Annotated in this window: 23 protein-coding genes and 2 tRNA genes; 8 read left to right on the forward strand and 17 right to left on the reverse strand. The window is 65.2% G+C overall.

Annotated features, from left to right (window positions below; translation table 11 throughout):
* Nucleotide 1 precedes the first annotated feature (1 nt).
* The 12 genes from R4P57_RS25740 to argS form a co-directional block, all read right to left on the reverse strand.
* On the reverse strand, nucleotides 2-1,213 hold the full coding sequence (locus R4P57_RS25740) for an MraY family glycosyltransferase (protein ID WP_317805698.1): 1,212 nt from the start codon (nucleotides 1,211-1,213) through the stop codon (nucleotides 2-4).
* An 18-nt stretch (nucleotides 1,214-1,231) separates the two neighbouring features.
* Nucleotides 1,232-1,894, reverse strand: coding sequence for an L-threonylcarbamoyladenylate synthase (locus tag R4P57_RS25745; protein WP_317805699.1), 663 nt, complete (start codon nucleotides 1,892-1,894; stop codon nucleotides 1,232-1,234).
* 66 nt (nucleotides 1,895-1,960) lie between these two features.
* Nucleotides 1,961-2,845, reverse strand: coding sequence for a peptide chain release factor N(5)-glutamine methyltransferase (gene prmC / locus R4P57_RS25750; protein ID WP_317805700.1), 885 nt, complete (start codon nucleotides 2,843-2,845; stop codon nucleotides 1,961-1,963).
* A gap of 34 nt (nucleotides 2,846-2,879) precedes the next feature.
* Nucleotides 2,880-3,698: an SHOCT domain-containing protein gene (locus tag R4P57_RS25755; RefSeq protein WP_317805701.1), complete on the reverse strand. Its 819-nt coding sequence runs from the start codon at nucleotides 3,696-3,698 to the stop codon at nucleotides 2,880-2,882.
* A 107-nt stretch (nucleotides 3,699-3,805) separates the two neighbouring features.
* The gene (gene prfA, locus R4P57_RS25760; protein WP_317805702.1) at nucleotides 3,806-4,882 is read right to left on the reverse strand and encodes a peptide chain release factor 1; all 1,077 of its coding nucleotides are present in this window, start codon (nucleotides 4,880-4,882) and stop codon (nucleotides 3,806-3,808) included.
* 97 nt (nucleotides 4,883-4,979) lie between these two features.
* The gene (rpmE, locus tag R4P57_RS25765) at nucleotides 4,980-5,213 is read right to left on the reverse strand and encodes a 50S ribosomal protein L31 (protein ID WP_008715081.1); all 234 of its coding nucleotides are present in this window, start codon (nucleotides 5,211-5,213) and stop codon (nucleotides 4,980-4,982) included.
* A gap of 198 nt (nucleotides 5,214-5,411) precedes the next feature.
* The gene (gene rho / locus R4P57_RS25770; protein ID WP_411742445.1) at nucleotides 5,412-7,466 is read right to left on the reverse strand and encodes a transcription termination factor Rho; all 2,055 of its coding nucleotides are present in this window, start codon (nucleotides 7,464-7,466) and stop codon (nucleotides 5,412-5,414) included.
* 371 nt (nucleotides 7,467-7,837) lie between these two features.
* Nucleotides 7,838-8,770, reverse strand: coding sequence for a homoserine kinase (gene thrB / locus R4P57_RS25775; RefSeq protein ID WP_317805704.1), 933 nt, complete (start codon nucleotides 8,768-8,770; stop codon nucleotides 7,838-7,840).
* A gap of 19 nt (nucleotides 8,771-8,789) precedes the next feature.
* Nucleotides 8,790-9,857: a threonine synthase gene (gene thrC / locus R4P57_RS25780; RefSeq protein ID WP_057477861.1), complete on the reverse strand. Its 1,068-nt coding sequence runs from the start codon at nucleotides 9,855-9,857 to the stop codon at nucleotides 8,790-8,792.
* Nucleotides 9,854-11,155 carry a homoserine dehydrogenase gene (locus R4P57_RS25785; RefSeq protein ID WP_317805707.1) on the reverse strand — a complete coding sequence of 434 codons (1,302 nt, stop codon included), beginning with the start codon at nucleotides 11,153-11,155 and terminating at the stop codon, nucleotides 9,854-9,856. Before R4P57_RS25785 ends, thrC begins: the two co-directional genes overlap by 4 nt.
* Complete coding sequence (gene lysA, locus R4P57_RS25790; RefSeq protein WP_317805709.1) at nucleotides 11,152-12,573, reverse strand: diaminopimelate decarboxylase; 1,422 nt, start codon at nucleotides 12,571-12,573, stop codon at nucleotides 11,152-11,154. The genes R4P57_RS25785 and lysA overlap by 4 nt, the downstream gene beginning before the upstream one ends.
* On the reverse strand, nucleotides 12,570-14,222 hold the full coding sequence (gene argS / locus R4P57_RS25795) for an arginine--tRNA ligase (protein WP_317805710.1): 1,653 nt from the start codon (nucleotides 14,220-14,222) through the stop codon (nucleotides 12,570-12,572). The genes lysA and argS overlap by 4 nt, the downstream gene beginning before the upstream one ends.
* Nucleotides 14,223-14,453: 231 nt before the next feature.
* Between argS and R4P57_RS25800 the strand changes: the two genes are divergently transcribed.
* The 5 genes from R4P57_RS25800 to R4P57_RS25820 all read left to right on the forward strand — a co-directional run bounded on the left by R4P57_RS25800 (nucleotide 14,454) and on the right by R4P57_RS25820 (nucleotide 17,757).
* Nucleotides 14,454-15,335 (forward strand): DUF3105 domain-containing protein, encoded by an 882-nt coding sequence (locus tag R4P57_RS25800; protein WP_317805711.1) that lies wholly within the window; start codon nucleotides 14,454-14,456, stop codon nucleotides 15,333-15,335.
* Entirely contained in the window at nucleotides 15,335-16,057 is a 723-nt protein-coding gene (locus R4P57_RS25805; protein WP_317805712.1) for a DUF305 domain-containing protein, read from the forward strand. The genes R4P57_RS25800 and R4P57_RS25805 overlap by 1 nt, the downstream gene beginning before the upstream one ends.
* Nucleotides 16,058-16,125: 68 nt before the next feature.
* Nucleotides 16,126-16,198, forward strand: a tRNA-Arg gene (locus R4P57_RS25810).
* A 60-nt stretch (nucleotides 16,199-16,258) separates the two neighbouring features.
* Nucleotides 16,259-17,155, forward strand: a complete 897-nt coding sequence (locus R4P57_RS25815; RefSeq protein WP_317805714.1) for a hypothetical protein — start codon at nucleotides 16,259-16,261, stop codon at nucleotides 17,153-17,155.
* Nucleotides 17,156-17,169: 14 nt separating this feature from the next.
* A complete protein-coding gene (locus R4P57_RS25820) occupies nucleotides 17,170-17,757 on the forward strand; it encodes a class I SAM-dependent methyltransferase (RefSeq protein WP_317805715.1) in 588 nt (195 codons plus the stop codon).
* Between the two features lie 49 nt (nucleotides 17,758-17,806).
* Here the strand turns inward: R4P57_RS25820 and R4P57_RS25825 are convergent.
* Nucleotides 17,807-17,877 (reverse strand) — tRNA-Cys (locus R4P57_RS25825).
* Nucleotides 17,878-17,982: 105 nt separating this feature from the next.
* Between R4P57_RS25825 and R4P57_RS25830 the strand changes: the two genes are divergently transcribed.
* From R4P57_RS25830 to R4P57_RS25840, 3 genes are all read left to right on the forward strand, one after another.
* Nucleotides 17,983-19,326 carry a DUF2254 domain-containing protein gene (locus tag R4P57_RS25830; RefSeq protein ID WP_317805716.1) on the forward strand — a complete coding sequence of 448 codons (1,344 nt, stop codon included), beginning with the start codon at nucleotides 17,983-17,985 and terminating at the stop codon, nucleotides 19,324-19,326.
* Nucleotides 19,327-19,361: 35 nt separating this feature from the next.
* Nucleotides 19,362-19,895, forward strand: coding sequence for a MarR family transcriptional regulator (locus tag R4P57_RS25835; protein ID WP_317805717.1), 534 nt, complete (start codon nucleotides 19,362-19,364; stop codon nucleotides 19,893-19,895).
* A gap of 102 nt (nucleotides 19,896-19,997) precedes the next feature.
* Nucleotides 19,998-20,822: a hypothetical protein gene (locus tag R4P57_RS25840; protein ID WP_317805718.1), complete on the forward strand. Its 825-nt coding sequence runs from the start codon at nucleotides 19,998-20,000 to the stop codon at nucleotides 20,820-20,822.
* Between the two features lie 44 nt (nucleotides 20,823-20,866).
* Here R4P57_RS25840 and R4P57_RS25845 read toward each other — a convergent pair whose 3' ends face one another.
* The 4 genes from R4P57_RS25845 to R4P57_RS25860 are packed head-to-tail and all read right to left on the reverse strand — an operon-like array spanning nucleotide 20,867 to nucleotide 24,739.
* Nucleotides 20,867-21,643: an enoyl-CoA hydratase gene (locus R4P57_RS25845; protein ID WP_317805719.1), complete on the reverse strand. Its 777-nt coding sequence runs from the start codon at nucleotides 21,641-21,643 to the stop codon at nucleotides 20,867-20,869.
* Nucleotides 21,640-22,548: a 3-hydroxyisobutyrate dehydrogenase gene (gene mmsB / locus R4P57_RS25850; protein WP_317805720.1), complete on the reverse strand. Its 909-nt coding sequence runs from the start codon at nucleotides 22,546-22,548 to the stop codon at nucleotides 21,640-21,642. The genes R4P57_RS25845 and mmsB overlap by 4 nt, the downstream gene beginning before the upstream one ends.
* On the reverse strand, nucleotides 22,545-23,603 hold the full coding sequence (locus R4P57_RS25855; RefSeq protein WP_317805721.1) for an enoyl-CoA hydratase/isomerase family protein: 1,059 nt from the start codon (nucleotides 23,601-23,603) through the stop codon (nucleotides 22,545-22,547). The genes mmsB and R4P57_RS25855 overlap by 4 nt, the downstream gene beginning before the upstream one ends.
* Nucleotides 23,600-24,739: an isobutyryl-CoA dehydrogenase gene (locus tag R4P57_RS25860; RefSeq protein WP_317805722.1), complete on the reverse strand. Its 1,140-nt coding sequence runs from the start codon at nucleotides 24,737-24,739 to the stop codon at nucleotides 23,600-23,602. The genes R4P57_RS25855 and R4P57_RS25860 overlap by 4 nt, the downstream gene beginning before the upstream one ends.
* Nucleotide 24,740 lies beyond the last annotated feature (1 nt).

Raw genomic sequence — 24,740 nt, forward strand, 5'->3', positions numbered from 1 at the left:
ATCAGCTGCCGGGTCGACCGCCTCGAGGTTCGACGCGAGGCGATCGGTCCACCCTCAAGGTGGGCACAGCTGTGACCACCAGGGCGAATACGAGGCCGGCCGCGACCAGAAGTACCACGATTCGGCGGTCGAGCAAAGACGAGCCGACGGCGCCGAAGGCGAGGACTCCGACCCACAGGTAGATCACCAGCACCACCCGGCGGTGCGAATGTCCGATCTGCAGCAGCCGATGGTGCAGGTGCATCTTGTCGGGACTGAAGGGGCTTCGCCCGGCTCGGGTACGGCGGATGACAGCCAGCAGCAAGTCGAGGATCGGGATGAGCATCACGGCACCGACCAGCAGAAGCGGCGACAACAGGCCCAACAGATCGCGTGGACCGTAGGCCGTCAGCGGGATCCGCCCCGAGGCACTCGTCGAGATCGTGGCCAGCGTCAGCCCGATGAGCATCGATCCCGAATCGCCCATGAAGATGCGTGCGGGTTGAAAGTTGTGCGGCAGAAATCCCAGACACGCGCCCGCCAGCGCCGCTGCGATCAGTGCCGGCGGGTAGACGCCGACATCACCGCCCTGCTCCTGCAACAGCCCAACCGAGAAGATGCAGATCGCCACCGAGGAAATGAGCCCGAGACCGGCCGCCAACCCGTCGAGACCGTCGACGAAATTCATTGCATTGACGATCACGACGGTGATCAGAACCGTCACGAGTCCGGCTTGCAGTTGATCGAGGACCAGGGTGCTACCCGGCTGACCGGGCTCGCCTCCCCACGGTTGATACAGCACGACCCAACTGACACCCATGATCACGAGCACGCCTGCTGCCGTCACCTGCCCGACGAACTTGGTCAGGGCGTCCAGGCCCCATCGGTCGTCGATGACGCCGACCAGCACGATCACGAAGCCGGCAACCAGTGCGGCCGGAATGTCGCGGTTGTAGGCGACGTCGAATCCACGAGCCAACGCAGGCAGTTGCGACGCGAAGAGCAGCGCAGCCAGCATGCCCGCGTAGATGCCCACTCCCCCGAGCCTCGGAGTGGCCTGCACGTGGACGTCACGATCTCGAGGCACGGCGACGGCACCGAACTTGATGGCCGCCACCCGGACTCCGCCGGTCGCGAAGAACGTGACCACTGCTGCGGTGAGGAACACCAGGAGTAGTTCGCGAATCGGAACGCCTGCACCCAGATTCGACTGAGCCAGCATCTCGACGCTCATGCGGCACGAACAGGCATGTCAGGACGCTCCCGGGACCAGGCTTTCGGCGGTGACACCGAGAACCTCGGCAATCTTCTCGGTGGGAATGGCACCGACCCGCAGAATTCGTGCTCGATCGCTCGTCAGATCGATGATGGTCGACGCCACCGCGTGATCGGCCGGTCCCCCGTCCAGGTAGACCGCAGCCGAGCCGCCGAGTTGATCTCGCGCCTCCGTCACGGTGGTGGCGGGTGGACTCCCGGAGATGTTGGCACTGGACACCGCGAGCGGGCCGACCTCGCGCAACAGCTCGAGCGCAACCGGGTGCAGCGGCATCCGCAACATGACGGTGCCCTGGGCGTCGCCCAGATCCCAGGCCAGGGATGGAGCCTGCTGCACGACGATGCTCAGCGCGCCGGGCCAGAAGGCACGTATCAGGTCTCGGGTGCGTGGCCGGACACTCTGGACCAGGCCGTCGATGGTGTTCCACGAACCGACGAGCACGGGAACCGGCATATCGCGTCCCCTGCCTTTGGCCCGCAGCAGATCCGTGACAGCGCTACCGTCGAATGCATCTGCGGCGATCCCGTACAGGGTGTCGGTAGGCATGACGACGAGTCGGCCGGACTTGAGGGCACCGCGGGCAGCGGTCAATCCGGCAGCGCGCGCGTCGGCTTCACGGCAGTCGTAGACGGTACTCACGGCACCTATCCTTCCATCTTCGATAACGAACTGATGTCAGGTGTCGCCCGCCTGCCGTTCCCGTAGTCAGGCCGAGGCTGGGTGTGCCCGTGCTGCGACGACGAACCGGGGCCTACCCGCCAGATCCGGATGCGCGGTGACCTCGGTGAACACTCGTCGTCGAGACAGCAATGCCGCCACCTCGCTGCCGTTGGAGTCGTCGTGTTCGATGGCGACACCGCCGCCGATCCGAAGCCAGCGGGCAATGTTGCCGATCATCGGTTCGATGACCGACAGTCCGTCCGAACCGCCGAACAGCGCCATGTGCGGATCGTGATCGATCACCTCGGGATCGAGGTCAGCCCCCTCCGGGATGTAGGGCGGGTTGGCGACGATCATGTCGACTGCACCGTCGAGCTCGGTCAACAGATCTCGTGCCGTGACGTCGCCGTGGTGCAGTGTGATCGGGGTATCGCCGTGGCCGCTGCGCAGATCGGCGTTGCGCCGGGCCCACGCCAACGCCGACGGGTCGAGCTCGACGGCATGGACGACGGCGTCGGGCCGAGCGTTGGCGATCGCCAGCGCCAATGCGCCCGAGCCCGTGCACAGATCGAGAATCACCGGCGGATGGTGGTCGACGTTTTCGAGGAACGCCAGAGCCCAGGCCAACAACAATTCGGTTTCCGGCCGGGGCACGAACACGCCCGGTCCTACTTCGACGTCGATGTTGCCCAGCGAGGTCGTTCCCGTGATGTATTGCAGCGGAATGCGTTTCGCGCGCTGCTCGACGGTGCGGAAGTACGCCTCGACAACCTCGGGTTCGACGAGAGGAACCAGACCGAGACGACCGCGATCCACGCCGACGAGGTGTGCGGCGAGCAGCTCCGCATCGACCCGTGGGCTCGGCACGCCTGCAGCATCGAGCATCGACGTTGCTTCGAGGATGGCCAGACGTAACGGCTTGCGGCTCACCCGTACAGACTGCCACGAGGCACCGACAACCCGATCACACGCGCCCCAGCAACTCCGACTTCTTGGCGTAGAACTCGTCGTCGGTGAGGAAGCCCTTCGCGTGCAGACCTGCGAGAGCCTCGATTGCAGCCGTGATGTCGGAGATGTCCACGCCTGAAGGGTTGCCCTGAGGCGACTGGTTCGAGGACTGCGAAGACTGCTGCGACGAGGACGGTTGCGCGTACGTCTGCGGAGCGGATTGCGGCGTCGACTGGTTCTGTGAGTTCGTTCCGCTCGACTGCTGGTCGACGCGAGGCAGGCTGCCTGCGGTGAACGTGCCGTACTGGCTGGTGAACTCGAGCGAGCCCGGTCCACCGCCCTGCTGTTGCTGGACTCCGCCGATGGAGTGATCGAGAGTGTCGTACACGGCCAATTCTCCGCCGGCCGACACGGCGAGGCGTCGAGATCCCGGGAACACTGCGTACTGCGAGCCGTTCTGACCACCGCTCGAGCTCGGCGCACCGAGATCCGACGGCCACCACGAACCGCCGCCGAACGAGTTGCCACCGAACGAGCTGCTGCCGGTCTCCCTGGGCGGGTACACCTGATGCTGCGCCAGCACCGCAGACAGATCGCGGCAGAGGCCGTCGACCCGGCTCTTGAGTCCGTGATCGAACATGTTGCCCACCATGGTCATTCCGCCGCGCATCCACTGCCCACTGCCGCCCAGCTCGGGGATGTTGAACTGAGCCATGGTGCCGCGGCCGTTGTTGACGGCGTCGAGCATCGTGCGGACGGCATCGGTCGAGACGCCGTAGCGCGACGACAGCTCGGACACGGCGTTCTCGCCTGCGGGGGTCAAGGCCTGGTTCATGTTCTTCTGTGCCTCTCGGGCGCTGTTACGGGGTCGAACTTGGCCGCCAGGGTATCGCACCGATCGGTGGATCAGCCCGGCGAAATCTGTAAAGCTATGCGCCGCAGCTACTCTGCTTGCATGCGCGCGTCGCGGTCCGCCTTGGCGAGCGCGTCGAGCAACGCATCCATTTCGCCGTCGAGCAGGGCATCGAGGTTGTGCGCCTTGAACCCGATGCGGTGATCGGTGATGCGGTTCTCGGGGTAGTTGTAGGTTCTGATCCGCTCCGAGCGGTCGACGGTGCGCACCTGGCTGGCTCGTCCGGCCGAGGCCTCTTCGTTGGCTGCTTCCTCTGCGGCCGCCTGCAGGCGAGCGGCGAGAACCTGCATCGCGCGTGCCTTGTTCTGCAGCTGCGAGCGCTCGTTCTGGCAAGTGACCACGATGCCCGTGGGAAGGTGCGTGAGCCGGACTGCGGAGTCGGTGGTGTTGACGCCCTGCCCGCCCTTGCCGGATGAGCGATACACGTCGATGCGCAGATCTGTCTCGTCGATCTGAACTTCTTCGACCTCGTCCGGTTCCGGATACACCAGGATTCCGGCCGCAGAGGTGTGCACGCGTCCCTGTGATTCGGTGACCGGTACCCGCTGCACGCGGTGGACCCCACCCTCGAACTTCAACCGTGACCAGACGCCGTCGAGCGGATCCTTGGTCTTGATGGACAGGGTCGCGTCCTTGTATCCGCCGAGGTCCGAGACGTTGGCGTCGAGGACCTCGACCCGCCACCCGCGGCGTTCGGCGTAGCGCACGTACATCCGCGCGAGATCGGCTGCGAAGAGCGCCGATTCCTCGCCACCCTCACCCGACTTGACCTCCATCACGATGTCGTCGCCGTCGTGCGGGTCACGTGGTGCCAACAAGTCGGTCAGAGTCTGCTCCAGCTGCACCACCGTCGCCTCGAGGTCTGGAACCTCGGCCGCGAACGACGAATCGTCGGCCGCCAATTCACGTGCAGCTTCGAGGTCGCCCTGCGCGGAGGTCAGCTTGGTGTGCGCGGACATGATGGGGGCCAGTTCGGCGAATCTCTTGCCTGCTCTGCGGGCCGCGGAGGGATCGTTGTGCAGAGCTGGGTCGGCGAGTTGCTGCTCGAGTCCGGAGTGTTCGGCGAGAATGTCGTCGATGGCCGAAGGCTTGTCTGTTCTCGCCATGTTGATGACTCACTCTCGAACGCCGGTGCAACTGAATGTGGACACAAAAAAGCCGACGCCCGTCCTGTGATGCACAGGACGGGCGTCGGCGAAACAGCTAGCTGTCTGCGTCGGCCTTCTTGCCGGCGCGCTTGCCGTAGCGAGCCTCGAAGCGAGCGACGCGGCCGCCGGTGTCGAGAATCTTCTGCTTGCCGGTGTAGAAGGGGTGGCACTGCGAGCAGACCTCGACGCTGATGCGCTCTTTGTCGGTGGTGCTTCGGGTCTCGAAAGTATTGCCGCAACCACAGACGACTGTCGTCAGTGTGTAGTCGGGGTGAATTCCTGCCTTCATGGTGTCCTTACCGTTCTCTCTAGTGGTCGCCGGGTCGTCTTCGCCGATCGAAGACGTGAACCGGAACCGGACTCGGCCGTTGATTATGCCAGAGCGTGCATCTGACCTGCTAATCGCCGGTACTTCTGTGCCGACAGATGCTTACAACGCGCGCACCTGTCGACTTGTTCCCCGGACGAAAGATCCGGAGGACAACCGTCAGTCGTTCGTCCCGCCCGGCGCAGTCTTGGAGACTTCCATCAGGAACTCGAGGTTGTTCTTGCTCTTCTTCAGACGGTCGACCAGCAGGTCGATGGCCTGATGCGAGTCGAGTCCGGACAACACGCGCCGCAGCTTGTGCACAACGGCAGCCTCGTCGGGAGCAAGGAGCAGCTCGTCGTGGCGGGTGCTCGACGGGTTGATGTCGACTGCCGGGAACACGCGGCGTTCGGCGATCTTGCGATCGAGCTTGAGCTCGGCGTTACCGGTGCCCTTGAACTCCTCGAAGATCACGGTGTCGCCGGTGGATCCGGTTTCGACCATGGCCGTGGCGATGATCGTCAACGATCCGCCGTGCTCGATGTTTCGAGCCGCACCGAGGAATCGCTTCGGCGGATACAACGCGGTCGAGTCGACACCACCGGACAGGATTCGGCCCGATGCGGGCGAGCTGTTGTTGTACGCACGTCCCAGACGGGTGATCGAGTCGAGCAGAACCACCACGTCCTGGCCGGCTTCGACCAGACGCTTGGCCCGTTCGATAGCCAGCTCGGCCACCGCGGTGTGGTCGCCCGGCGGCCGGTCGAACGTCGACGCGATGACCTCGCCCTTGACGGAGCGCTGCATGTCCGTCACTTCCTCGGGACGCTCGTCGACGAGGATGACCATCAGGTAGCACTCGGGATTGTTGATGGCGATCGCGTTGGCGATCGCCTGCAGAACGCTCGTCTTACCTGCCTTCGGCGGGCTGACGATGAGCGCGCGTTGGCCCTTGCCGATCGGCATCACCAAGTCGATGATGCGCGTGGTCAGGATGTTCTGCTGCGTCTCGAGACGCAGCCGCTGATTGGGGTACAACGGGGTGAGCTTGCCGAATTCCGGACGCTTGCGCGCGGCCTCGACCTCTCCCCCGTTGACGGTGTCCAGACGCACGAGCGGGTTGAACTTCTGCCGCTGGCTGGACTGCTCGCCTTCGCGTGCCACTCGAACCGCACCGGTCACCGCGTCGCCGCGTCGAAGGCCGTTCTTGCGAACGAGGTTCATCGACACGTAGACGTCGTTGGGTCCGGCGAGGTAGCCGGAGGTTCGGACGAACGCGTAGTTGTCGAGAACGTCGAGGATGCCGGCTACCGGCTGAAGAACATCGTCCTCGCGAATCTCGGTGTCGCGCTCGCGGCCACCGCCACCCTCGTTGCCTTCGCCACGGTCGCGTCCGCGACGGCGTTCACGGAACCGACGTCCCCGACGTCCGCGGCCTTCACCGTCGTCGTCCTGGTTGTTGTCGCGGTTGTCGCGCGGACCGTTGTTGCGATCCTCGTTGCGGTTGTCGTTGCGACCGTCGCCCTGATTGCGATTGCGACCGCCCTGATTGCGACCGCCGCCGTCGCGGTTGGAGTTCTCCCGGTCACCCTGATTGCGGTTTCCGTTGTCACGGTTGCCGTTCTCGCGGTTGGAGCCGTCCCGGTCGCCTTGATTGCGGCTTCCGGAGTCACGGTTCGCGTTGTCGCGGTTGCCGTCGGCGTCACGCGGTTCGCGTTCCGACCCGTCCTGGCGGTTACGTTCGCCGCGGCTACGGCGTGGGCGCTCGGTGGCGGCCGTGTCGCCGGTCTCGTCCTGCTTCTCGGCCTCCGGCGCGGGTGCCGGCGAATCGGTAGCCGCGGGAGCGGATCCAGCCGAATCGTTGCTGTCGTCGAGTGGGAGTTGATCGGGAGCACCGGCGCGCCGACCTGCGGCACGACGACCGCGTGTACGGCGGCCCGTCTCGGGAGCCGCATCGGCAGAATCGCCCGATTGCGTCGCGGGTGCGTCCGAGGACGGCGCTTCGGGAGCCGACTGCTTCGGTGCCGTCTCGGCTGCAGGCCGGTCCTCGACGGCCGGCGCGGATGCAGCGGCACGACGCGACCTGGGTGCGTCCGACTTCGGTGCGTCCGACTTGGCCGGTGCGCTGCCCGATTGCCGCTCGGAGATCGCAGCGATCAGATCGCCCTTGCGCATACCGGAAACGCTCTTGATACCGAGTTCACCAGCGAGGCTGCGCAGCTCGGTGAGAACCATTCCGGACAGGCCTGCACGTCGGCGTGACGTTTCGGGCGCAGAGATAAGTTCCGTATCGGTCACGGAGGTCCTTTCCTTCCCTCGCTCGCTCGATGCGCAGCAGAGGGTTCGTTCCGCAGTTCGGCGTTCTACCGAACTCGGATATTGCCGTTCATGTTCGACGCACTCCGTCGACGACGCCATCGATCCGAGACCGCAGAGAACCACGGGAAGGATCGAGTCAGGAGCGTCACATCACTCGGACGTTTGAATCCCCCGAATACAGCGACCTGATTGCCCTGACGAAACCGGCGTCTGAAGCGCACGATGTACGGACAGGGTTCACCATAGCGCCGTTGTCCCCGCTCGGCAAGAACCCTACTCGGCGTTTGTCACGCGATGGTGACTCCGTCGGCCACGTCGAGGTCGAGCACCCGCCACCCCTCGGCCGCTGCGGCGTCGCGCAGATCGGCCGGAAACTCCTCGGTGCACAGCGCCATCACCGTCGGGCCCGCGCCGGAGACCACTGCGGCGATCGACCGCGCACGTAAGGTGGCGATCCAACGGGTGGTATCGGGCAGCGCCTGAGCACGTTGACCTTGATGCAGCAGATCCTCGGTTGCCGCCATCAGCAGATCCGGACGTTCGGTCAGCGCTACGACCGCAAGGGCACTTCGACTGACGTTGAAGGCTGCGTCTCGGTGGGGCACCAACTCGGGCAACAGTCCTCGGGTGTGCGACGTCGACGAGCGTTCGGACGGTACGAGCACGACGACCTTGATGCTCGGATGCACCTCGAGCCGAACCGCCGCGTACTTCCGCGCCGTCACACTGGCATTGGGCGGTTCGCTCCACGACACCACCGCACCGCCGAGGCAACTCGCCGACGCATTGTCGGGATGACCCTCGAATTCCGACGACAGCTGGACGAGCTGGCCCTCCGACAGCGCAAGCGACCGATCCACTTTCGCGGCGAGCGCGTTGGCGGCAGCGAGGCCCCCGACCACAGCCGACGCCGAGGAACCGAGCCCCCTCGAATGCGGAATTACGTTGCGGCAGTGAACATCCAGGCCGTCCGCCCACACTCCGGCAGCTTCGAGTCCCCGCTCGATGGCGCGCACCACCAGATGCGTCGGCCCCCACGGCACGTCCGCCGAACCCTCACCGTCGACGTGTATCCGCAGTCCCGACGCGGTGGTCGTGACCTCGATCTCGTCGTACAGCCCCAAAGCGATTCCGAGACTGTCGAATCCGGGTCCGAGGTTGGCACTGGACGCCGGGACGCGCGCGGTGACCGTGAGCCCGATGGGCAGTGTCGTCGTCATGGCCGGAGATTCCGTCAACTCAGGCCAGCTCGAGCGCAGCCGCGACAGCGACGGGATCGACCGAAATCGGTTCTACGACAGGCATTCCCGCCAATGCGGTATCGGGATCCTTGAGCCCGTTTCCGGTGACCGTGCACACGACGGTCAGGCCCGGTTCGAGCCAGCCTTCCTTTCGAGCCGCGAGGAGCCCGGCGACACTCGCCGCGGAGGCGGGCTCGACGAACACGCCCTCGGTCTTCGCGATCAATCGGTACGCCTCGAGGATCTCCTCGTCGGTCGCTGCGCGGAATGCTCCGTTGGATTCTTCCTTGGCGTTGACGGCACCGTTCCAGGATGCGGGCGAGCCGATCCGGATTGCGGTGGCGATCGTTTCCGGATCCTTCACCGGCGCACCGTGAACCAGAGGAGCGGCGCCCGCGGCCTGGACTCCGAGCATCCGCGGCTTGCGCGTGGTGAGACCGTCACGGAAGTACTCCGAGTAGCCGCGCCAGTACGCGGTGATGTTGCCTGCGTTGCCGACCGGAAGTGCATGGATGTCCGGTGCGTCGCCGAGGGCGTCGCAGATCTCGAAGGCCGCGGTCTTCTGGCCTTCGATGCGGACGGGGTTGACGGAGTTGACCAGACCGATGGTCGGGAACTCGGCCGTGGTCTTGCGGGCCAGTTCGAGGCAATCGTCGAAGTTGCCCTGCACCTGAATGATCTTGGCTCCGTGCATGACTGCCTGAGCGAGCTTGCCCATGGCGATCTTGCCCTGCGGAACCAGTACGGCACAGCTCATTCCGGCCTTGGCCGCGTAGGCGGCTGCGGAGGCCGAGGTGTTGCCGGTCGAGGCGCACAGAACGGCTTCCTGGCCTCGGGCCAGCGCGTCGGTGACAGCCATCGTCATGCCGCGGTCCTTGAAGGAGCCGGTGGGGTTGAGACCCTCGACCTTCAGATGCACTGTGCACCCGGTCAGTTCGGACAGGTGCCCGGCCGGCAACAGCGGGGTGCCGCCCTCGCGCAGCGTGACGGTCTTCCAATCCGGGCCGATCGCCAGACGCGAGCGGTATGCCTCGATCAGACCGGGCCAGGGGGTGTGGACGCTCATACGGTGGTGCCTTCCAATCGGAGAACGCTGGCGACGTGGACGACGACGTCGAGCTGCTCGAGGGATGCAACGGTGTCGGACAGTGCGGAGTCGGCCGCGAGGTGCGTGACCACGACGAGCCTGGCTCCGTCACCCGAGCCCTGCTGACGCACCGTGGAGATGCTGACGTCGCGCTTGGAGAACTCGGCCGCCACCGTGGCGAGAACGCCTGGCTTGTCCGCGACCTGCATGCTGACGTAGTAGCGAGTGAGGATGTCACCCATGGGGGCCACCTTGAGCTTGGCGTACTTCGATTCGAGCGGGCCCCGTCCGCCGTAGAACTTGTTGCGAGCGGCCATCACCAGGTCGCCGAGTACGGCAGACGCGGTCGGCGCACCGCCGGCACCCTGGCCGTAGAACATCAGGCGTCCGGCGGCCTCTGCTTCGACGACCACGGCGTTGAACGCACCGTTCACCGATGCCAACGGGTGGTTCAGCGGAACGAGCGCGGGGTAGACCCGAGCGGAGATTCGCTCCTTGCCCTTGGGCGTGACGATTCGCTCGCAGATGGCCAGCAGCTTGATGGTGCAGTCCAGCGATTTCGCGGTTTCGAGATCGTCCGAGGTGATCTTGCTGATGCCCTCGCGGTAGACGTCACCGGCAGTGACTCGCGTATGGAACGCGATGGACGCCAGGATGGCGGCCTTCGATGCAGCGTCGTAGCCCTCGACGTCAGCGGTCGGGTCGGCCTCGGCGTAACCCAGACGCCCTGCCTCGGCGAGGGTTTCGGCGTAGTCCGCTCCGGTCTCGTCCATGGCCGAGAGGATGAAGTTGGTGGTGCCGTTGACGATGCCGGCAACCTTGTTCACGCGGTCACCCGCGAGGGACTGCATCAGCGGACGAACCACGGGAATGGCTCCGGCCACAGCGGCCTCGAAATACAGGTCGGCACGCGACTTCTCGGCCGCGTCTGCCAGTTCTCCGGTGTACTCGGCCAGCAGGGCCTTGTTCGCCGTGATGACGGACTTGCCCTTCTCCAGCGCAGACAGCACCAACTTGCGGGGAATGTCGATGCCGCCGAGTACCTCGACGACGATGTCGACGTCGTCGCGGCCGACCAGTTCGGCCGGGTCGTCGGTGAGCAGCTCGGCCGGTACTCCACGATCGCCGTCGACTCGACGCACTGCGATACCTCGAATCGCCAGCGGCGCACCGATTCTCGCTTCGAAGTCCTCGGCGTTCTCGGTGAGGATGCGGACGACCTCGCTACCGACGTTTCCGAGTCCGAGTACGGCGACGCCTATCGGCTTCGATGTCATGGCTGAACCTCCAAGCTGAGCAGATCTTCGATGGTTTCCCGCCGCAGGATCAGGCGCGAATGCCCGTCCTTGACCGCAACCACAGCGGGCCGCGTCAGCAGGTTGTAGCGACTGGACATGGAGTAGCAGTAGGCCCCCGTGGCCGCTACCGCGAGCAGGTCACCGGGCCCCACGTCTGCCGGCATCCATGTGTTCTTGATGACGATGTCGCCGCTCTCGCAATGCTTTCCGACCACCCGTGCCACGACTGCCTCGGCATCGCTCGAGCGCGAGACCAATCGACAGTCGTATTCGGCCTGGTAGAGCGAGGTTCGGATGTTGTCGCTCATGCCGCCGTCGACGCTGATGTAGCGCCTGCGCGTCGACTTGTCGACGGTGACATCCTTGATCGTGCCGACCTCGTAGAGCGTGACGGTGCCCGGTCCGGCGATGGCGCGGCCCGGCTCGACGGCGATCGTCGGGACCGGTAGTCCTACTGCGGCGGACTCCGTCTCCACGATGGCGGTCAACTTCGCCGCGAGTTGCTCCACCGGGGGCGGATCGTCACTCGGCACGTACGAAATACCCATGCCGCCACCGAGATCCAGTGTCGAGATCTGCGCGGTCTTCTCGACGCCGAACTCCGAGACGATGTCTCGTAGCAGCCCGATCACCTTGTGCGCTGCCAGTTCGAAGCCGTCGACCTCGAATATCTGCGAACCGATGTGACTGTGCAGTCCGACGAGGCGAAGGTTGTCGGCAGCGAACACGCGCCGGACGGCGTCGAGTGCCGAGCCGTCGGCGAGAGAGAAGCCGAACTTCTGATCCTCGTGCGCGGTGGCGATGAACTCGTGCGTATGCGCTTCGACACCGACGGTGATGCGAATCAGAACGTCCTGCACCACACCGGCCGCACCGGCGACGCCGTCGAGACGGTCGATCTCGATGTTGGAGTCGAGTACCACATGCTCGACGCCTGCACGCACGCCCGCCTCGAGCTCGGCGACCGATTTGTTGTTGCCGTGCATGGCAATTCGGTCAGCTGGGAATCCGGCAGCCAACGCTATGGCCAGCTCGCCTCCGGAGCAGATGTCGAGTGAGAGCCCTTCGTCGGCCACCCAGCGTGCGATCTCTCCGCACAGGAAAGCCTTGGAGGCGTAGTGAACTCGTTCGGGTGCCCCGAATGCGGCGGCCATTTCACGGCAGCGCGAACGGAAGTCGTCCTCGTCGATGACGAACAACGGTGTGCCGTACTGCTCCGCGAGCTCGGTGACCGACACTCCGGCGAGACGGACGGTTCCGTCCTCACCGCGCTCGGCGTTGCGGGGCCACACCTGCTCGGGCAGCGTCGTCATCTCCGACGCGTCGGCCGGACGATGGGACATCGACTCTTTCGCGGGGGCATCGGCATGCTTGGGTCCTGCCGGATGTGCGCTCACATGCGCTCCGGTGCGCTGACCCCGAGCAGTTCGAGGCCGTTGGCCAAGACCTGCCGGGTCGCGTTCCCCAACGCCAGTCGTGCGGTGTTCACAGGTCCGGGCTCCTCGTCTCCTTGTGGAAGTACTCGACACGCACCGTAGAAACGGTGGTAGGCCCCCGCCAACTCTTCGAGGTAGCGGGCGATTCGGTGTGGCTCACGTAGTTCGGCAGCGCTGGTCACCACACGCGGGTACTCGCCGACCGTCCTGATCAGCTCGCCTTCCTGCTCGTGAGTGAGCAAGCTCAGATCCGGTTGTTCCGCACTGATTCCGAGTTCGGCGGCATTGCGCGCGAGCGAGGCCAGGCGGGCGTGCGCGTACTGGACGTAGTAGACGGGGTTCTCGTTGCTCGCACTCGCCCACAGGGCGAGATCGATGTCGATGCTCGAGTCGACGGACGACCGGATCATGACGTACCGGGAGGCATCGACGCCGATGGCATCGACGAGGTCGTCGAGCGTGATGACGGTACCGGCGCGCTTGCTCATCTTCACGGCCACACCGTCGCGCACCAGGTTGACCATCTGCCCGATCAACACCTCGACGGTCTCGGGGTCGTCGCCGAAGGCTGCTGCGGCTGCCTTGAGGCGTCCGATGTATCCGTGGTGGTCTGCTCCGAGCATGTAGATGCACAGGTCGAACCCGCGCTGCCGCTTGTTCTGGAAGTAGGCGATGTCGCCGGCGATGTAGGCGGCGTTGCCGTCGCTCTTGATGACGACGCGATCCTTGTCGTCTCCGTACTCGGTGGACCGCAGCCACCAGGCGCCGTCCTCCTCGTAGAGGCTTCCGGAGCTCTTGAGGTACTCGACCGACTTCTCGACAGCACCCGAGTCGAACAGCGAGTTCTCGTGGAAGTAGACATCGAAGTCGACGCCGAACTCGTGCAGATTGGCCTTGATCCGGTCGAACATCAGCTGGGTGCCGATCGACCGGAACGTCTCTTCCTGTGCCTCGGGGGCCAGCGCGAGCGCTTCCGGCTCCTTCGCGAGAACCTGCTCCGCGATCTCGGCGATGTACTCGCCTGCGTAGCCGTTCTCCGGAGCGGGTTCGCCCTTTGCGGCGGCGATCAGGGACCGGCTGAAGCGGGCGATCTGTGCGCCGTGATCGTTGAAGTAGTACTCACGAGTGACCTCGGCACCGTGGGCGGTCAGGATCCGACCGAGCGCATCGCCGACGGCTGCCCACCGGGTACCGCCGAGGTGTACCGGGCCGGTCGGGTTGGCCGAGACGAACTCGAGATTGACCTTCTTGCCTGCCATCGATGAGCCGTTGCCGAACGCCGCGCCTGCTGCGAGCACGCGGGCAACGATCTCGCCTTGCGCTGCAGCGGCCAGCCTGATGTTCAGAAATCCGGGGCCTGCGACGTCGGCGTCGGCGATGGCGGCGTCGGCGGCGAGAGCCTCGGCGAGCCAGCCGGCGAAGTCGCGGGGATTGGCTCCGGCTTTCTTCGCGACCTGGAGTGCCACGTTGGTCGCGTAGTCGCCGTGCTCGGGATTGCGGGGACGCTCGACGGTCAGCTTCGCAGGGAGGACGGATGCATCCAGGCCGCGGTCGGCAAGCACCTTCGCGGCGGTCGCGTGAAGCAGTTCGGCAAGATCGGCGGGAGTCACAGGTAGCTATCCTATTGGCTGGTGCACGGCGTCCTCGCATCCACTGCCCGTCTGCCCGCGAGCAGCCTCGGCCGACGCGGTACGCGCAGGCTCTGAGCACGCTCTCAGGCGGAGAACGTACAGTGAGGACGCTCTGCGCCGACGCTCATCCAATGATGCCGTCACCAGCAGATACGCATCACCAGCGCTACCGACCACCACCTTTCCTCGACTGAGAGAGCAACTACAGCGATGCCAACGGGTCCCGACAAAGGCAGTCAGAACAAGTCGGCTGCGAAGGCAGACAAAGCCATCAATGCAGCCAACAAGAAGTCAGCTCGCAAGAAGAAGGGCGGCGTGCCCACCGCCACGGGCAGGCAGATTCCCTGGCTGACGGTTGCCGGTGTCGTTGTGGTTGTCGGTCTCGTTGCGGGCCTCGGGATCAATCTGTATCCGAAGTACCAGGACCGAGCCGAGGCGCAGAAGTTCGCGCCCAGCGAGGCCAATCAGGATCCGTCGACCGGCATCGAGGGCGTGACCGTGCAGGAGTACGCCGCGGCTCTTCACGTCGGGCGCACACAGCGGGTCGCCTACGACCAGTCTCCGCCGTTCGGTGGACCGCACGATGCCGTGTGGGCCACCTGCACGGGAATCGTCTATCCCGAGGCCATCCGTACCGAGAATGCGGTGCACTCCCTCGAGCACGGTGCCGTCTGGGTCACCTACAACCCCGACGATCTGAACGCGGACCAGGTCCAGTCACTGGCCGATCGCGTCGACGGTGAAACGCAGATGATGATGTCGCCGTACCCCGGCCTCGATTCCCCGGTCTCGCTGCAGTCCTGGGGCCACCAGCTCAAGTTGGACAGCGTGGACGACGAACGCATCAGCCAGTTCATCTCTGCACTGCGACTCAATCGCTTCGCCTACCCGGAGGTCGGTGCCAGCTGCGCGTCGGTCCCGAACACCAGCGGCGACGGCTTCGACCCGGACAACCCGCCGCTGTTCGATGCCTCCGCCCCCGGCGCGGATGCGGTGCCGATGGACGGTGCCGGAATCACTCCCGACGCCAGCGAGACCGGCGGAGCCGGCGGGGCGCAGCTGCCGAGCGATCTCCAGATCCCCACCAACTGATGACCGAACCGACACCGACCGAGAACGCGGGAGTCACCACGTCCGCGGCCAAGCCGAGTCAGCGCACCGCGCTGGTGGCCCTGGCGCTGATCGCCGTCCTGGCGATCGGCTTCGCCCTGGGCTTTCTGGTGCAGAGTCCGTTGGGCGGCGACGACAGTGCACCCGCCGCGGACTCGGTCGATGTCGGCTTCGCTCAGGACATGACCGTGCACCACAACCAGGCCATCGAGATGGCCGCGGTGGCGTTGACCAACGCCTCCGATCAGTCCGTCAAGAATCTGGCGTTCGACATGCTCACCTCGCAGCAGAACCAGGTGGGACAGATGCAGGGCTGGTTGGCCCTGTGGGACCGAGCGCCGATCTCGACCGACGGCTACATGACCTGGATGGCCGAGGACGACTCTCACGGTCACTCGATGGGCGGGATGTCCATGGATCCCGGATCCTCGGATCCCACCAGGGCCATGCCGGGCATGGCCAGTTCCGCTGAACTCGCCGCACTTCGCCAGGCCACTGGCACGGACGTCGACGTGATGTTCCTACAGCTCATGCTGCGCCACCACGAAGGCGGTGTGGCGATGATGCAGTACGCCCAGACTCACGCGCAGTCACCGGCGGTGATCAATCTGGCGAAGTCCATGGTTGCCACCCAGACCAGCGAGTCGACCCTGATGAAACAGATGCTCGCCGAGAAGGGTGCTCAGCCGCTGCCCGAGGGGTGATTTCGACTCGGGTCGCGGATGCGCTAGTCTTTCGTACAGCCCAACAGGCACACCGGTTCGTCCGGTGCGCCCCCGTAGCTCAGGGGATAGAGCGTTCGCCTCCGGAGCGAAAGGCCGCAGGTTCGAATCCTGCCGGGGGCACACATCTTTCACGCACGTCACCGTTGTACGGTGGCTGCTCGAACGAGACGGTGGACTTCGATGTCCGAGAATCTCCCCCGAGTCGAGACCGTCGTCGACGACCTGTATTCACTCCCTCCCGCTGAGTTCGTATCGCATCGCGCCGCGTACGTCACCCGGTTCAAGAAAGCCGGCGACAAAGCCGGTGCCACCCGCATCGGTGCCCTTCGCAAGCCCACGGTCGTGGCGTGGTTGGTGAACACACTCGCTCGGCGAGACGAATCGGCCCTGGCGGAACTGTTCGATCTGGGTGAGCAACTCGAACGAGCCCAGCAGCGCGGCGACGGCCTCCGGCTACGCGAATTGTCCACTGCTCGAAGCACTTCGATACGCGCCCTGACCGACCGAGCAGTCTCGCTGGGACGCGACCTCGGGGCGACCGTCGGTGACAACGCTGCCCGCGAGATCTCCAACACCCTGAACGCGGCGATGGCCGATGCCGAGATACGCGACCGCGTCCGCGCGGGCAGAACCGTGGTGGCCGAAACGTACAGCGGCTTCGGACCTGCGCTGCTCTCCCTCGTTCCCGACGCGCCCGACGACGACGATGATGATGACGACGACGACCAGTCCGACCCGGCGTCTGCGGAGATCGAGGACGACCGGCAAACAACCGATGAAGCCGAACGGAACCGACTGCTCGCCGAACTCGAGTCGGCCGAATCGTACCTCGACGCCGCGGCCGTCGAATTCGACGAAGCACAGTCCGACACCGAACGGACGGCAACCGAAGTACGCAGCGCTGCAGCAGAAGTCGAGCGAATCGAGTCGGAGCTGACTGCGGCGAAGGCCCGCGCACAGGTGGCACGGGAAGCACATGAAGCGAGTGCCGTCCGCGCACGGTCGGCAACGGAGACACACGAGAAGGCCCGCGCCCGGGTTGCCGAAGCCCGGTCGGCCCTCGAAGAACCGAGCTGACCTACCCTGGCGGGGTGACCACACGCTGGCAAGCCGAGAACTCTGCAGACGATTCCGCGCGCTACATCGAGCGATTCGAGCGCCTGGCCGAACGCGGCGTGGATCTCCACGGTGAGGCCCGCATGGTCGACGCGGTGGTCTCCCCCGCGTCGAGCATTCTCGATGCCGGATGCGGGACCGGCCGACTCGGTGCGGAGTTGGCCCGACGCGGACACCGTGTGACCGCAGTGGATCTCGATCCGGTCCTGGCCGAGGCCGCGCGAGCACACCCCGAACTCGACGTGCATGTCGCCGATCTGACGTCTCTGGATCTGGGACGAACGTTCGACGCAGCCGTGGCAGCGGGCAACGTACTCGTCTTCATGAAGCCCGGTACCGAACGCGCAGCGCTCCAACGTATCTGGGCCCACCTGACCGACGGCGGAGTGTTCGTCACCGGATTCGCCACCGACCGGGAGTACACCGTCGGCATGCTCGACGAGGATCTGACTGCGGTCGGCTTCGCCGTGGAACACAGATTCGCGACGTGGGATCTGCGTCCCTGGCGCGCCGACGCGGATTGGGCCGTCACCGTGGCACGAAAGCCGGCTCTGCTCGCCTGATGGGAAACGAATCGAGACCGACCATTGCTGGTCGGTCTCGATCGAACAGAGCGAGCGACGGGATTCGAACCCGTGTGAACGGCTTTGCAGGCCGGTGCCTAGCCACTCGGCCACACCCGCATCACCGATGACCATGCCGTGTTCGCTGCCCGAGATCCACCCTTTCGATCACCGTGATTCGAAGACCGAGGGTTGATTCGGACGCCCACGGGAAGACTGAGCGTCATGAAGGAACACATGGCGAAGCTGCGGGAATCGTTCTGGTTCATTCCTGCCGTCCTCGGAGTTGTCGCACTCGTGCTCGCGCAGGCCCTGGTGAGTCTCGATCGCTACCTGCTCGACACCCGCGTGGATCTGACGGGCTCGCTGCTCTATCACGTGGGTGCCAGCGGTAGCCGCGACATCCTCGGTGCCATCGGCGGGTCGATGCTCGGCGTGGCCGCGACGTCGTTCTCCATCACCATCTCGGTCCTCGCCACCGCCAGTTCCTCGTACGGCCCCCGCCTGGTGCGCAACTTCATGGCGGATCGCGGCAATCAGGTAGTGCTCGGCATCTTCGGTGCCACGTTCCTGTACTCGCTGATGGTGCTGCGGTCGATTCGCTCGATCGAATCCGACGGGTCGGTCTTCGTTCCGGACATCGCCGTCAACGTTGCCGTTGCGCTCGCGGTGGTCGACGTCGGTGTGCTCGTCTACTTCATTCATCACATCGCGCAGTCGATCCAAGTGGCGACGCTGTCCGGCCGCGTCCGAGACGAACTGTCGGAGTCCGTCGACGCGCTCTACCCGCCCAAGCAACCCACCGATGCAGCGTCGGCGGAGCACATCGTGAAGCCGCCCGTCTACACCACGGTGCTGGCCGAGGAGTCCGGGGTGATCATCGACATCGACGAAAGCGCCGTACTGGACATCGCTGCCGACACCGACACAATGATCGACATTCACCGAGTACCCGGTGAACATGTCGTTGCCGGTGAACCGCTCGCCGACATTCTGGCCGATCGCTCGGCAGACATCTCCGCGGACGCGATCGGCCGAGTTCGAGGGTCGTTCGACATCGGCACCAGTCGAACACCCCGGCACGACATCGCTTTCGCCGTCGAGCAGATGACCGAAATGGCGGTGCGCGCCCTGTCGACAGGGGTCAACGATCCGTACACGGCACGCAACGCCATCGACGATCTCACGGTCGGACTTGTCGCGGTCGTCCAGCGCCCCATGCCGTCTCGTGCTCGTTGCGGCTCCGACGGCACCGTGCGGGTGATCACCCGCCGCGTCGCCGTTCCGTCACTGATCGACCATGCCCTCGACGCCGTACGGATCTACGGCACCGGCAGCCCCATGGTGGTGCAGGCCGGCATTCGTCTCGCCGAGCGAGTCGGTCGTGCGGCACAGCATTCCGAGAACGTCGACGCCGTACTGACCCAACTGGACCTGCTGGACCGCGCGTTGGCCTCCGGCGACACCGATACCGCCCGCACAGCCGAAGCCCGAGAGCAGATCTCGCTCGCCCGCGCGGCGATCACGGATCGGGTTCCGCTCGCAGTACCTCGCGTCGTGATTCGGTAGACGCCGGAACCGGACACCGTGGGAGGATGGTCGGTATGCCAGCACCGTCTCCGCTTCCCCTCGATCCCATTGCAGAGGCACACCGCCAGTGGACCGCGCACGGGTGGTCCGATGCTGCCGACGGTATGGCCGCAGTGACGTCGTTGATGCGTGCGCAGCAGATCATGCTCGCCCGAGTCGAGGAAGCGTTGAAGCCGACGGGACTGACCTTTTCGCGCTACGAATTGCTGACGTTGTTGACCTTCACCAAGAACGGCGCTCTGCCGATGGCGAAGGCGAGTGCACGTCTGCAGGTGCATCCCACGAGCGTGACCAACGCTGTCGATCGCCTCGAGTCCGTGGGATACGTTCGACGCATCCCGCATCCGAGCGATCGGCGCACCACGCTGGTCGAAATCACCGAGCAGGGGCGCACGTTGGCAGTGGAGGCCACCGAGCGCCTGAACTCGCTGGTGTTCGCACACCCCGGGCTGGCGCGGGACAAGTTACTGTCGCTCGTTCGGATTTTGGCGGAACTGCGTTCGGATGCAGGCGATTTCGACAGTGATGACATCACCACATCGTTCTGAGTTCGATGGTGACTCGTCACAAGACAATGGCACACCCGTACCGTTCGTGGTGCAATTGCACTGGGAACGGGGCGGAGTCGATCTGCTGAAGGGCGGGGCGGGGTGCTGGTGTTGGGGGTCGGAGCGGGTGCGCACGGTGCACGCGCAATTCTGACGTATCTGGACAGCCCCCACCGCACACCCATCGTGTCGCGGACGGTGCGCCGCGCTCCTGGACAGTCGTTGTCCACCACGATCGCCACCGGCGTAGACGCCATCCACTCCATCGCCGCGACGATGTCGCTCCCGGTTCAGTTCTCGGCCATCGCCTACCGGGTTGCCACCGATCCCGGCTCGGTCGCCACCCGAGGTACGGCTCGCACGGCATCGCTCGTTCCGGAAACCGCTGCGCAAGTGCGCTATCTGCGTTTCATCGGGCTGGTACCCAATCACGGCGTCACCGTGTTGTGCGATATCGGTAGCACCGGAACCACGGTCACCGTCATCGATCTCGCGTCCACTCGCACCCTCATGACGCGACGCACTGCCACGTTCTGCGGCGACGATCTCGATCACTCGGTTCGCAGGTTGCTCTCGTCCAACGGCGTTCGCGTCGGAATCGACGCCAGCCGATCCATCAAGGAGCAACTGAGCGTCGACTCCGTCGTCAGCACCGCTGATCCATCCGGTGCTGCGCGGCATGTGCTGACCCTACGCGACTTCGACGATCTGATCGCCGGACCGGTGCGGTACGCGGGCATGCTGGTGGAGCAGACCATCCAATTGTCCGGTGCCAGGCCGCAGTCCATCGTCGTGGTCGGCGGCGGCGCGAACATCACCTCGATAGCGCGGTCTCTCGAGCTGCGGACCGGCCTGACGACGCTGGTGCCGTCGATGCCGGAGCTGGTCTCGGCCCGCGGGGCCGCCCTCCTGTCCCCCGACAGGTAGGGCGACCCCCGGAATGGAGCCTGCGGAACGACCCAGAAGATCAGTTACCGGTGCTGGAAGTTCGGCGTCCGCTTCTCGATGAAAGCCGACATGCCTTCCTTCTGATCCTCGGTGGCGAACGTGGAGTGAAACACGCGGCGCTCGAACAGAACACCCTCGCGAAGGCTCGACTCGAACGATCGGTTCACCGCTTCCTTCGCCATCATGGTGACCGGTAGCGACATCTCGGCGATGGTGGTGGCGGTCGCGATGGCGTCGTCGAGCAGATCGGCGACCGGCACGATGCGCGAGACCAATCCTGCTCGCTCGGCTTCCTCGACCTTCATGTTGCGACCGGTCAAGCACATCTCCATGGCCTTGGCCTTGCCCACCGCACGCGTCAGGCGCTGTGACCCGCCGATTCCCGGAATGACGCCCAGTTTGATCTCGGGTTGTCCGAATACCGCAGTGTCCGAGGCGATCAGCACGTCGCACAGCATCGCCAGTTCACACCCGCCGCCGAGCGCGTAACCGGAGACCGCTGCGATCAGCGGCGTCCGAGCCGATGCCAGTCGATCCCAGGCGGCGAAGAAATCGTCGAGATACACGTCCATGTAGGACTTGGGCTGCATCTCCTTGATGTCGGCCCCGGCCGCGAATGCCCGCTCGGAGCCGGTGATCAGGATCGCACCGATGTCGGAGTCAGCGTCGAGCTCGTCGACCACCGAGACCACTTCACGCATCAGCTCGGAGTTGAGCGCGTTCAACGCCTTCGGACGGTTGAGTGTGATGATGCCGACGCGTCCCCGACGCTCGAGCAGAATCGTCTCGTACTCACTCACAGGCCTGCTCCGTTCGAGCGCTCGCGGATGTCGTTGATGATTCCGGAGAAGTCGACATCGGTGCCGCCCCCGGACGTTTCCTTGAATCGAGCGTACAGCTCGGCTGCGGCCAGACCCAGGACGCCCTCGACACCGTTGTCGCGCAGTGCATTCGCCGCCAGACCCAGGTCCTTGTCCATGAGAGCCGCCGCGAAGCCGGGCTTGTACTCGTTGTTGGCAGGGCTCGTCGGGACCGGTCCGGGTACCGGGCAGTTCGTGGTCAGTGCCCAGCATTGACCGGACGCAGTCGACGCCACGTCGAACAGTGCCTGGTTGCTCAGACCCAGCTTCTCCCCCAGCACGAAGGCCTCACTGATCGCGATCATCGACACTCCGAGGATCATGTTGTTGCAGATCTTGGCAGCTTGGCCGTTGCCCGCCGCGCCGCAGTGCACCACCTTGCGACCCATGACGTCGAGAACTGCTGCAGCAGAGGCGAAATCCTCCTCGGATCCGCCGACCATGAAGGTCAGCGTTCCGGCGGCGGCTCCCCCGACACCGCCGGAAACCGGCGCGTCGAGACTGCGATGGCCGGCCTCGTGCACAAGCGTGTGCGCGGCGTGAGCGTCGGCGACGTCGATAGTCGAGGAGTCGATGAACAACGTGCCCGGCGCGGCAGCAGGCAGCAGGTCCGCGTACAACCCGAGTACCAGTCTGCCGTTGGGCAGCATCGTGATGACGATGTCGGCATCGGCGACGGCGGCCACGGCCGACTCCACCACGGTGACGCCGTCCTTCGTGGCCTGCTCGAGCGCGGCGGGAACCAGGTCGAAGCCCTGCACCGTGTAGCCGGCCGCAGCCAGATTGGCGGCCATCGGTCCACCCATGTGGCCGAGGCCGATGAAGCCGATCGTCTTCTCGCTCATGACTGCTCACCTTCTGTGTGTGCGTTCGACAGGCCCAGTTCCGCGTCCCCGAGAGGTGCGAAGTACCGGTCGATGTCCTCTGGCGTGACGTCTGCCAACGTACGCGGTTGCCATTGCGGGTTGCGGTCCTTCTCGACCACCTGTGCTCGGATTCCCTCGACGAGGTCGTGGCTGGACAGCGACGCGACCGACACCCGGTATTCCTCGTCGAGCACCGCCTCGAGCGTCGGCAGCGTCCCTGCCCGACGCAGCGATCTCAGAGTCACGGCCAGCGACACAGGCGATTTGGACGCAATGTCCTGCGCCGACTTCTGCGCCTCCGGCACTGTGCTGGCGGCCAGAGCGTCCACGATGCCTTGGACGTCGTCGCCGGCGTAGCACTCGTCGATCCATCCCTGCTGACCGACAACTGTGGACTCCGGTGCCGGCTCACTGAACGTTGCGACGGCCTCTCCGACGCTGACCGTCTCGAGTGCCGAGTAGAAGTCTTCCAGCTTGTCGGAGGGGATGTAGTGATCGGCGAAGCCGACCGCGATGGCGTCGGCGGCATCCATTCGCGCCGTGGTGAGCGCGAAGTGGGTGCCGATCTCGCCCGGGGCACGCGAGAGCAGGTACGTGCCACCCACATCCGGAACGAAGCCGATTCCGACCTCGGGCATCGCGATCTTCGATCGCTCGGTGACGATGCGAGTGTTGGCATGTGCCGAGAGCCCGACGCCTCCGCCCATGACGATGCCGTCCATGATGGCAACGAACGGCTTGGGGAACCGAGCGATCGCGGCGTTGAGGATGTACTCCTCGCGCCAGAAGTCCTTGCTACCGCTGCCGCCGTCTTTGGCGTCGTGGTAGATGGAGACGATATCGCCGCCGGCACACAGTCCGCGCTCACCGGCTCCGGTCAGAAGGACGAGGTCGACAGCGTCGTCGGTTGCCCACTGCGCCAATGCCGGTGCGATCTCACGAACCATCGCATGATCGAGCGCATTGATGGCTTTGGGGCGGTTCAGGGTGATCCGACCGATACCGCCGGAGACCTCGAGGATCACGTCGCTCATGCGGCACCCACGATCGACCGAGCGACGACCACCCGCATGATTTCGTTGGTGCCTTCCAGAATCTGGTGCACCCGAAGGTCACGAACTATCTTCTCGACGCCGTATTCACTGAGGTAGCCGTAGCCGCCCAACAGTTGCAGCGCTCCGTTGGCGACGTCGAACCCGGTATCGGTTCCGAAACGCTTTGCCATCGCGCACATTTCGACCTTGTCCGGAGCGTCGTTCTGCAACGCGTCCGCGGCCCGCCACAGCAGCGTACGGGCGGCCTCGAGTTCGGTCTTGAAATCGGCAAGTCGGAACTGGAGCGCCTGCGCATCGAGCAACCGTGCCCCGAACGCCTTGCGCTCGGCGAGGTAGGCAACGGCCTTGTCGAGAGCGGACTGCGCTCCGCCGATCGAACACGCGGCGATGTTGATGCGTCCGCCGTTGAGTCCGTTCATCGCGATACGGAACCCGTCGCCCTCGTCACCGAGTAGATTCTCGGCCGGGATGCGGACTCCTTCGAGGACGACCTGGCGGGTGGGCTGAGCATTCCACCCCATCTTCTTCTCGTTGGCTCCGAACGAGAGTCCCGCGGAGTCCTTCGGCACGATGAACGCCGAGATGCCACGCGGCCCCGCTGCACCGGTGCGCGCCATCACGACGTACACCTCGGATGTGCCTGCGCCGGAAATGAATTGCTTGACGCCGTCCAGCACGTATTCATCGCCGTCGCGCACTGCCTTGGTAGCGAGCATCGCAGCATCGGATCCCGCGCCGGGCTCGGTGAGGCAGTAGCTCCCCAGCTGGTCCATCGCGCACAGGCCCGGGAGCCAACGCTGCCGTTGCTCGTCGTTTCCGTAGGTGTCGATCATCCACGCCACCATGTTGTGAATGGAGATGTATGCCGCGATGGACGGGTCACCGGTGGCCAGTTGCTCGAAGATCCGCACCGAGTCGACTCTGGTCAGACCCGATCCACCCACATCCTCGCGAATGTAGATGCCGCCCATTCCCAGTCCCGCTGCCTTGCGCAGAACGTCGACCGGAAAGTGTTTCTGCTGATCCCATTCGATGGCATTGGGCGCCAGGAACTCGTCGGCGAATTCGCGAGCGGTGTCGTTGATCGCTCGCTCGTCCTCGTTCAAGGTGAACATC

This window comes from Rhodococcus sp. IEGM 1330 (assembly GCF_033142445.1).
Taxonomy (GTDB): Bacteria; Actinomycetota; Actinomycetes; order Mycobacteriales; family Mycobacteriaceae; genus Rhodococcoides.

Coding starts and splice junctions, on each gene's coding strand:
- R4P57_RS25740 (WP_317805698.1), bottom strand. CDS start 1,213: ATGAGCGTCGAGATGCTGGCTCAGTCGAATCTGGGTGCAGGCGTTCCG.
- R4P57_RS25755 (WP_317805701.1), bottom strand. CDS start 3,698: ATGAACCAGGCCTTGACCCCCGCAGGCGAGAACGCCGTGTCCGAGCTG.
- prfA (WP_317805702.1), bottom strand. CDS start 4,882: ATGGCGAGAACAGACAAGCCTTCGGCCATCGACGACATTCTCGCCGAA.
- rpmE (WP_008715081.1), bottom strand. CDS start 5,213: ATGAAGGCAGGAATTCACCCCGACTACACACTGACGACAGTCGTCTGT.
- rho (WP_411742445.1), bottom strand. CDS start 7,466: ATGGTTCTCACCGAGCTGCGCAGCCTCGCTGGTGAACTCGGTATCAAG.
- thrB (WP_317805704.1), bottom strand. CDS start 8,770: ATGACGACGACACTGCCCATCGGGCTCACGGTCACCGCGCGCGTCCCG.
- thrC (WP_057477861.1), bottom strand. CDS start 9,857: ATGAGCGTCCACACCCCCTGGCCCGGTCTGATCGAGGCATACCGCTCG.
- R4P57_RS25785 (WP_317805707.1), bottom strand. CDS start 11,155: ATGACATCGAAGCCGATAGGCGTCGCCGTACTCGGACTCGGAAACGTC.
- R4P57_RS25800 (WP_317805711.1), top strand. CDS start 14,454: ATGCCAACGGGTCCCGACAAAGGCAGTCAGAACAAGTCGGCTGCGAAG.
- R4P57_RS25805 (WP_317805712.1), top strand. CDS start 15,335: ATGACCGAACCGACACCGACCGAGAACGCGGGAGTCACCACGTCCGCG.
- R4P57_RS25815 (WP_317805714.1), top strand. CDS start 16,259: ATGTCCGAGAATCTCCCCCGAGTCGAGACCGTCGTCGACGACCTGTAT.
- R4P57_RS25830 (WP_317805716.1), top strand. CDS start 17,983: ATGAAGGAACACATGGCGAAGCTGCGGGAATCGTTCTGGTTCATTCCT.
- R4P57_RS25835 (WP_317805717.1), top strand. CDS start 19,362: ATGCCAGCACCGTCTCCGCTTCCCCTCGATCCCATTGCAGAGGCACAC.
- mmsB (WP_317805720.1), bottom strand. CDS start 22,548: ATGAGCGAGAAGACGATCGGCTTCATCGGCCTCGGCCACATGGGTGGA.
- R4P57_RS25855 (WP_317805721.1), bottom strand. CDS start 23,603: ATGAGCGACGTGATCCTCGAGGTCTCCGGCGGTATCGGTCGGATCACC.
- R4P57_RS25860 (WP_317805722.1), bottom strand. CDS start 24,739: ATGTTCACCTTGAACGAGGACGAGCGAGCGATCAACGACACCGCTCGC.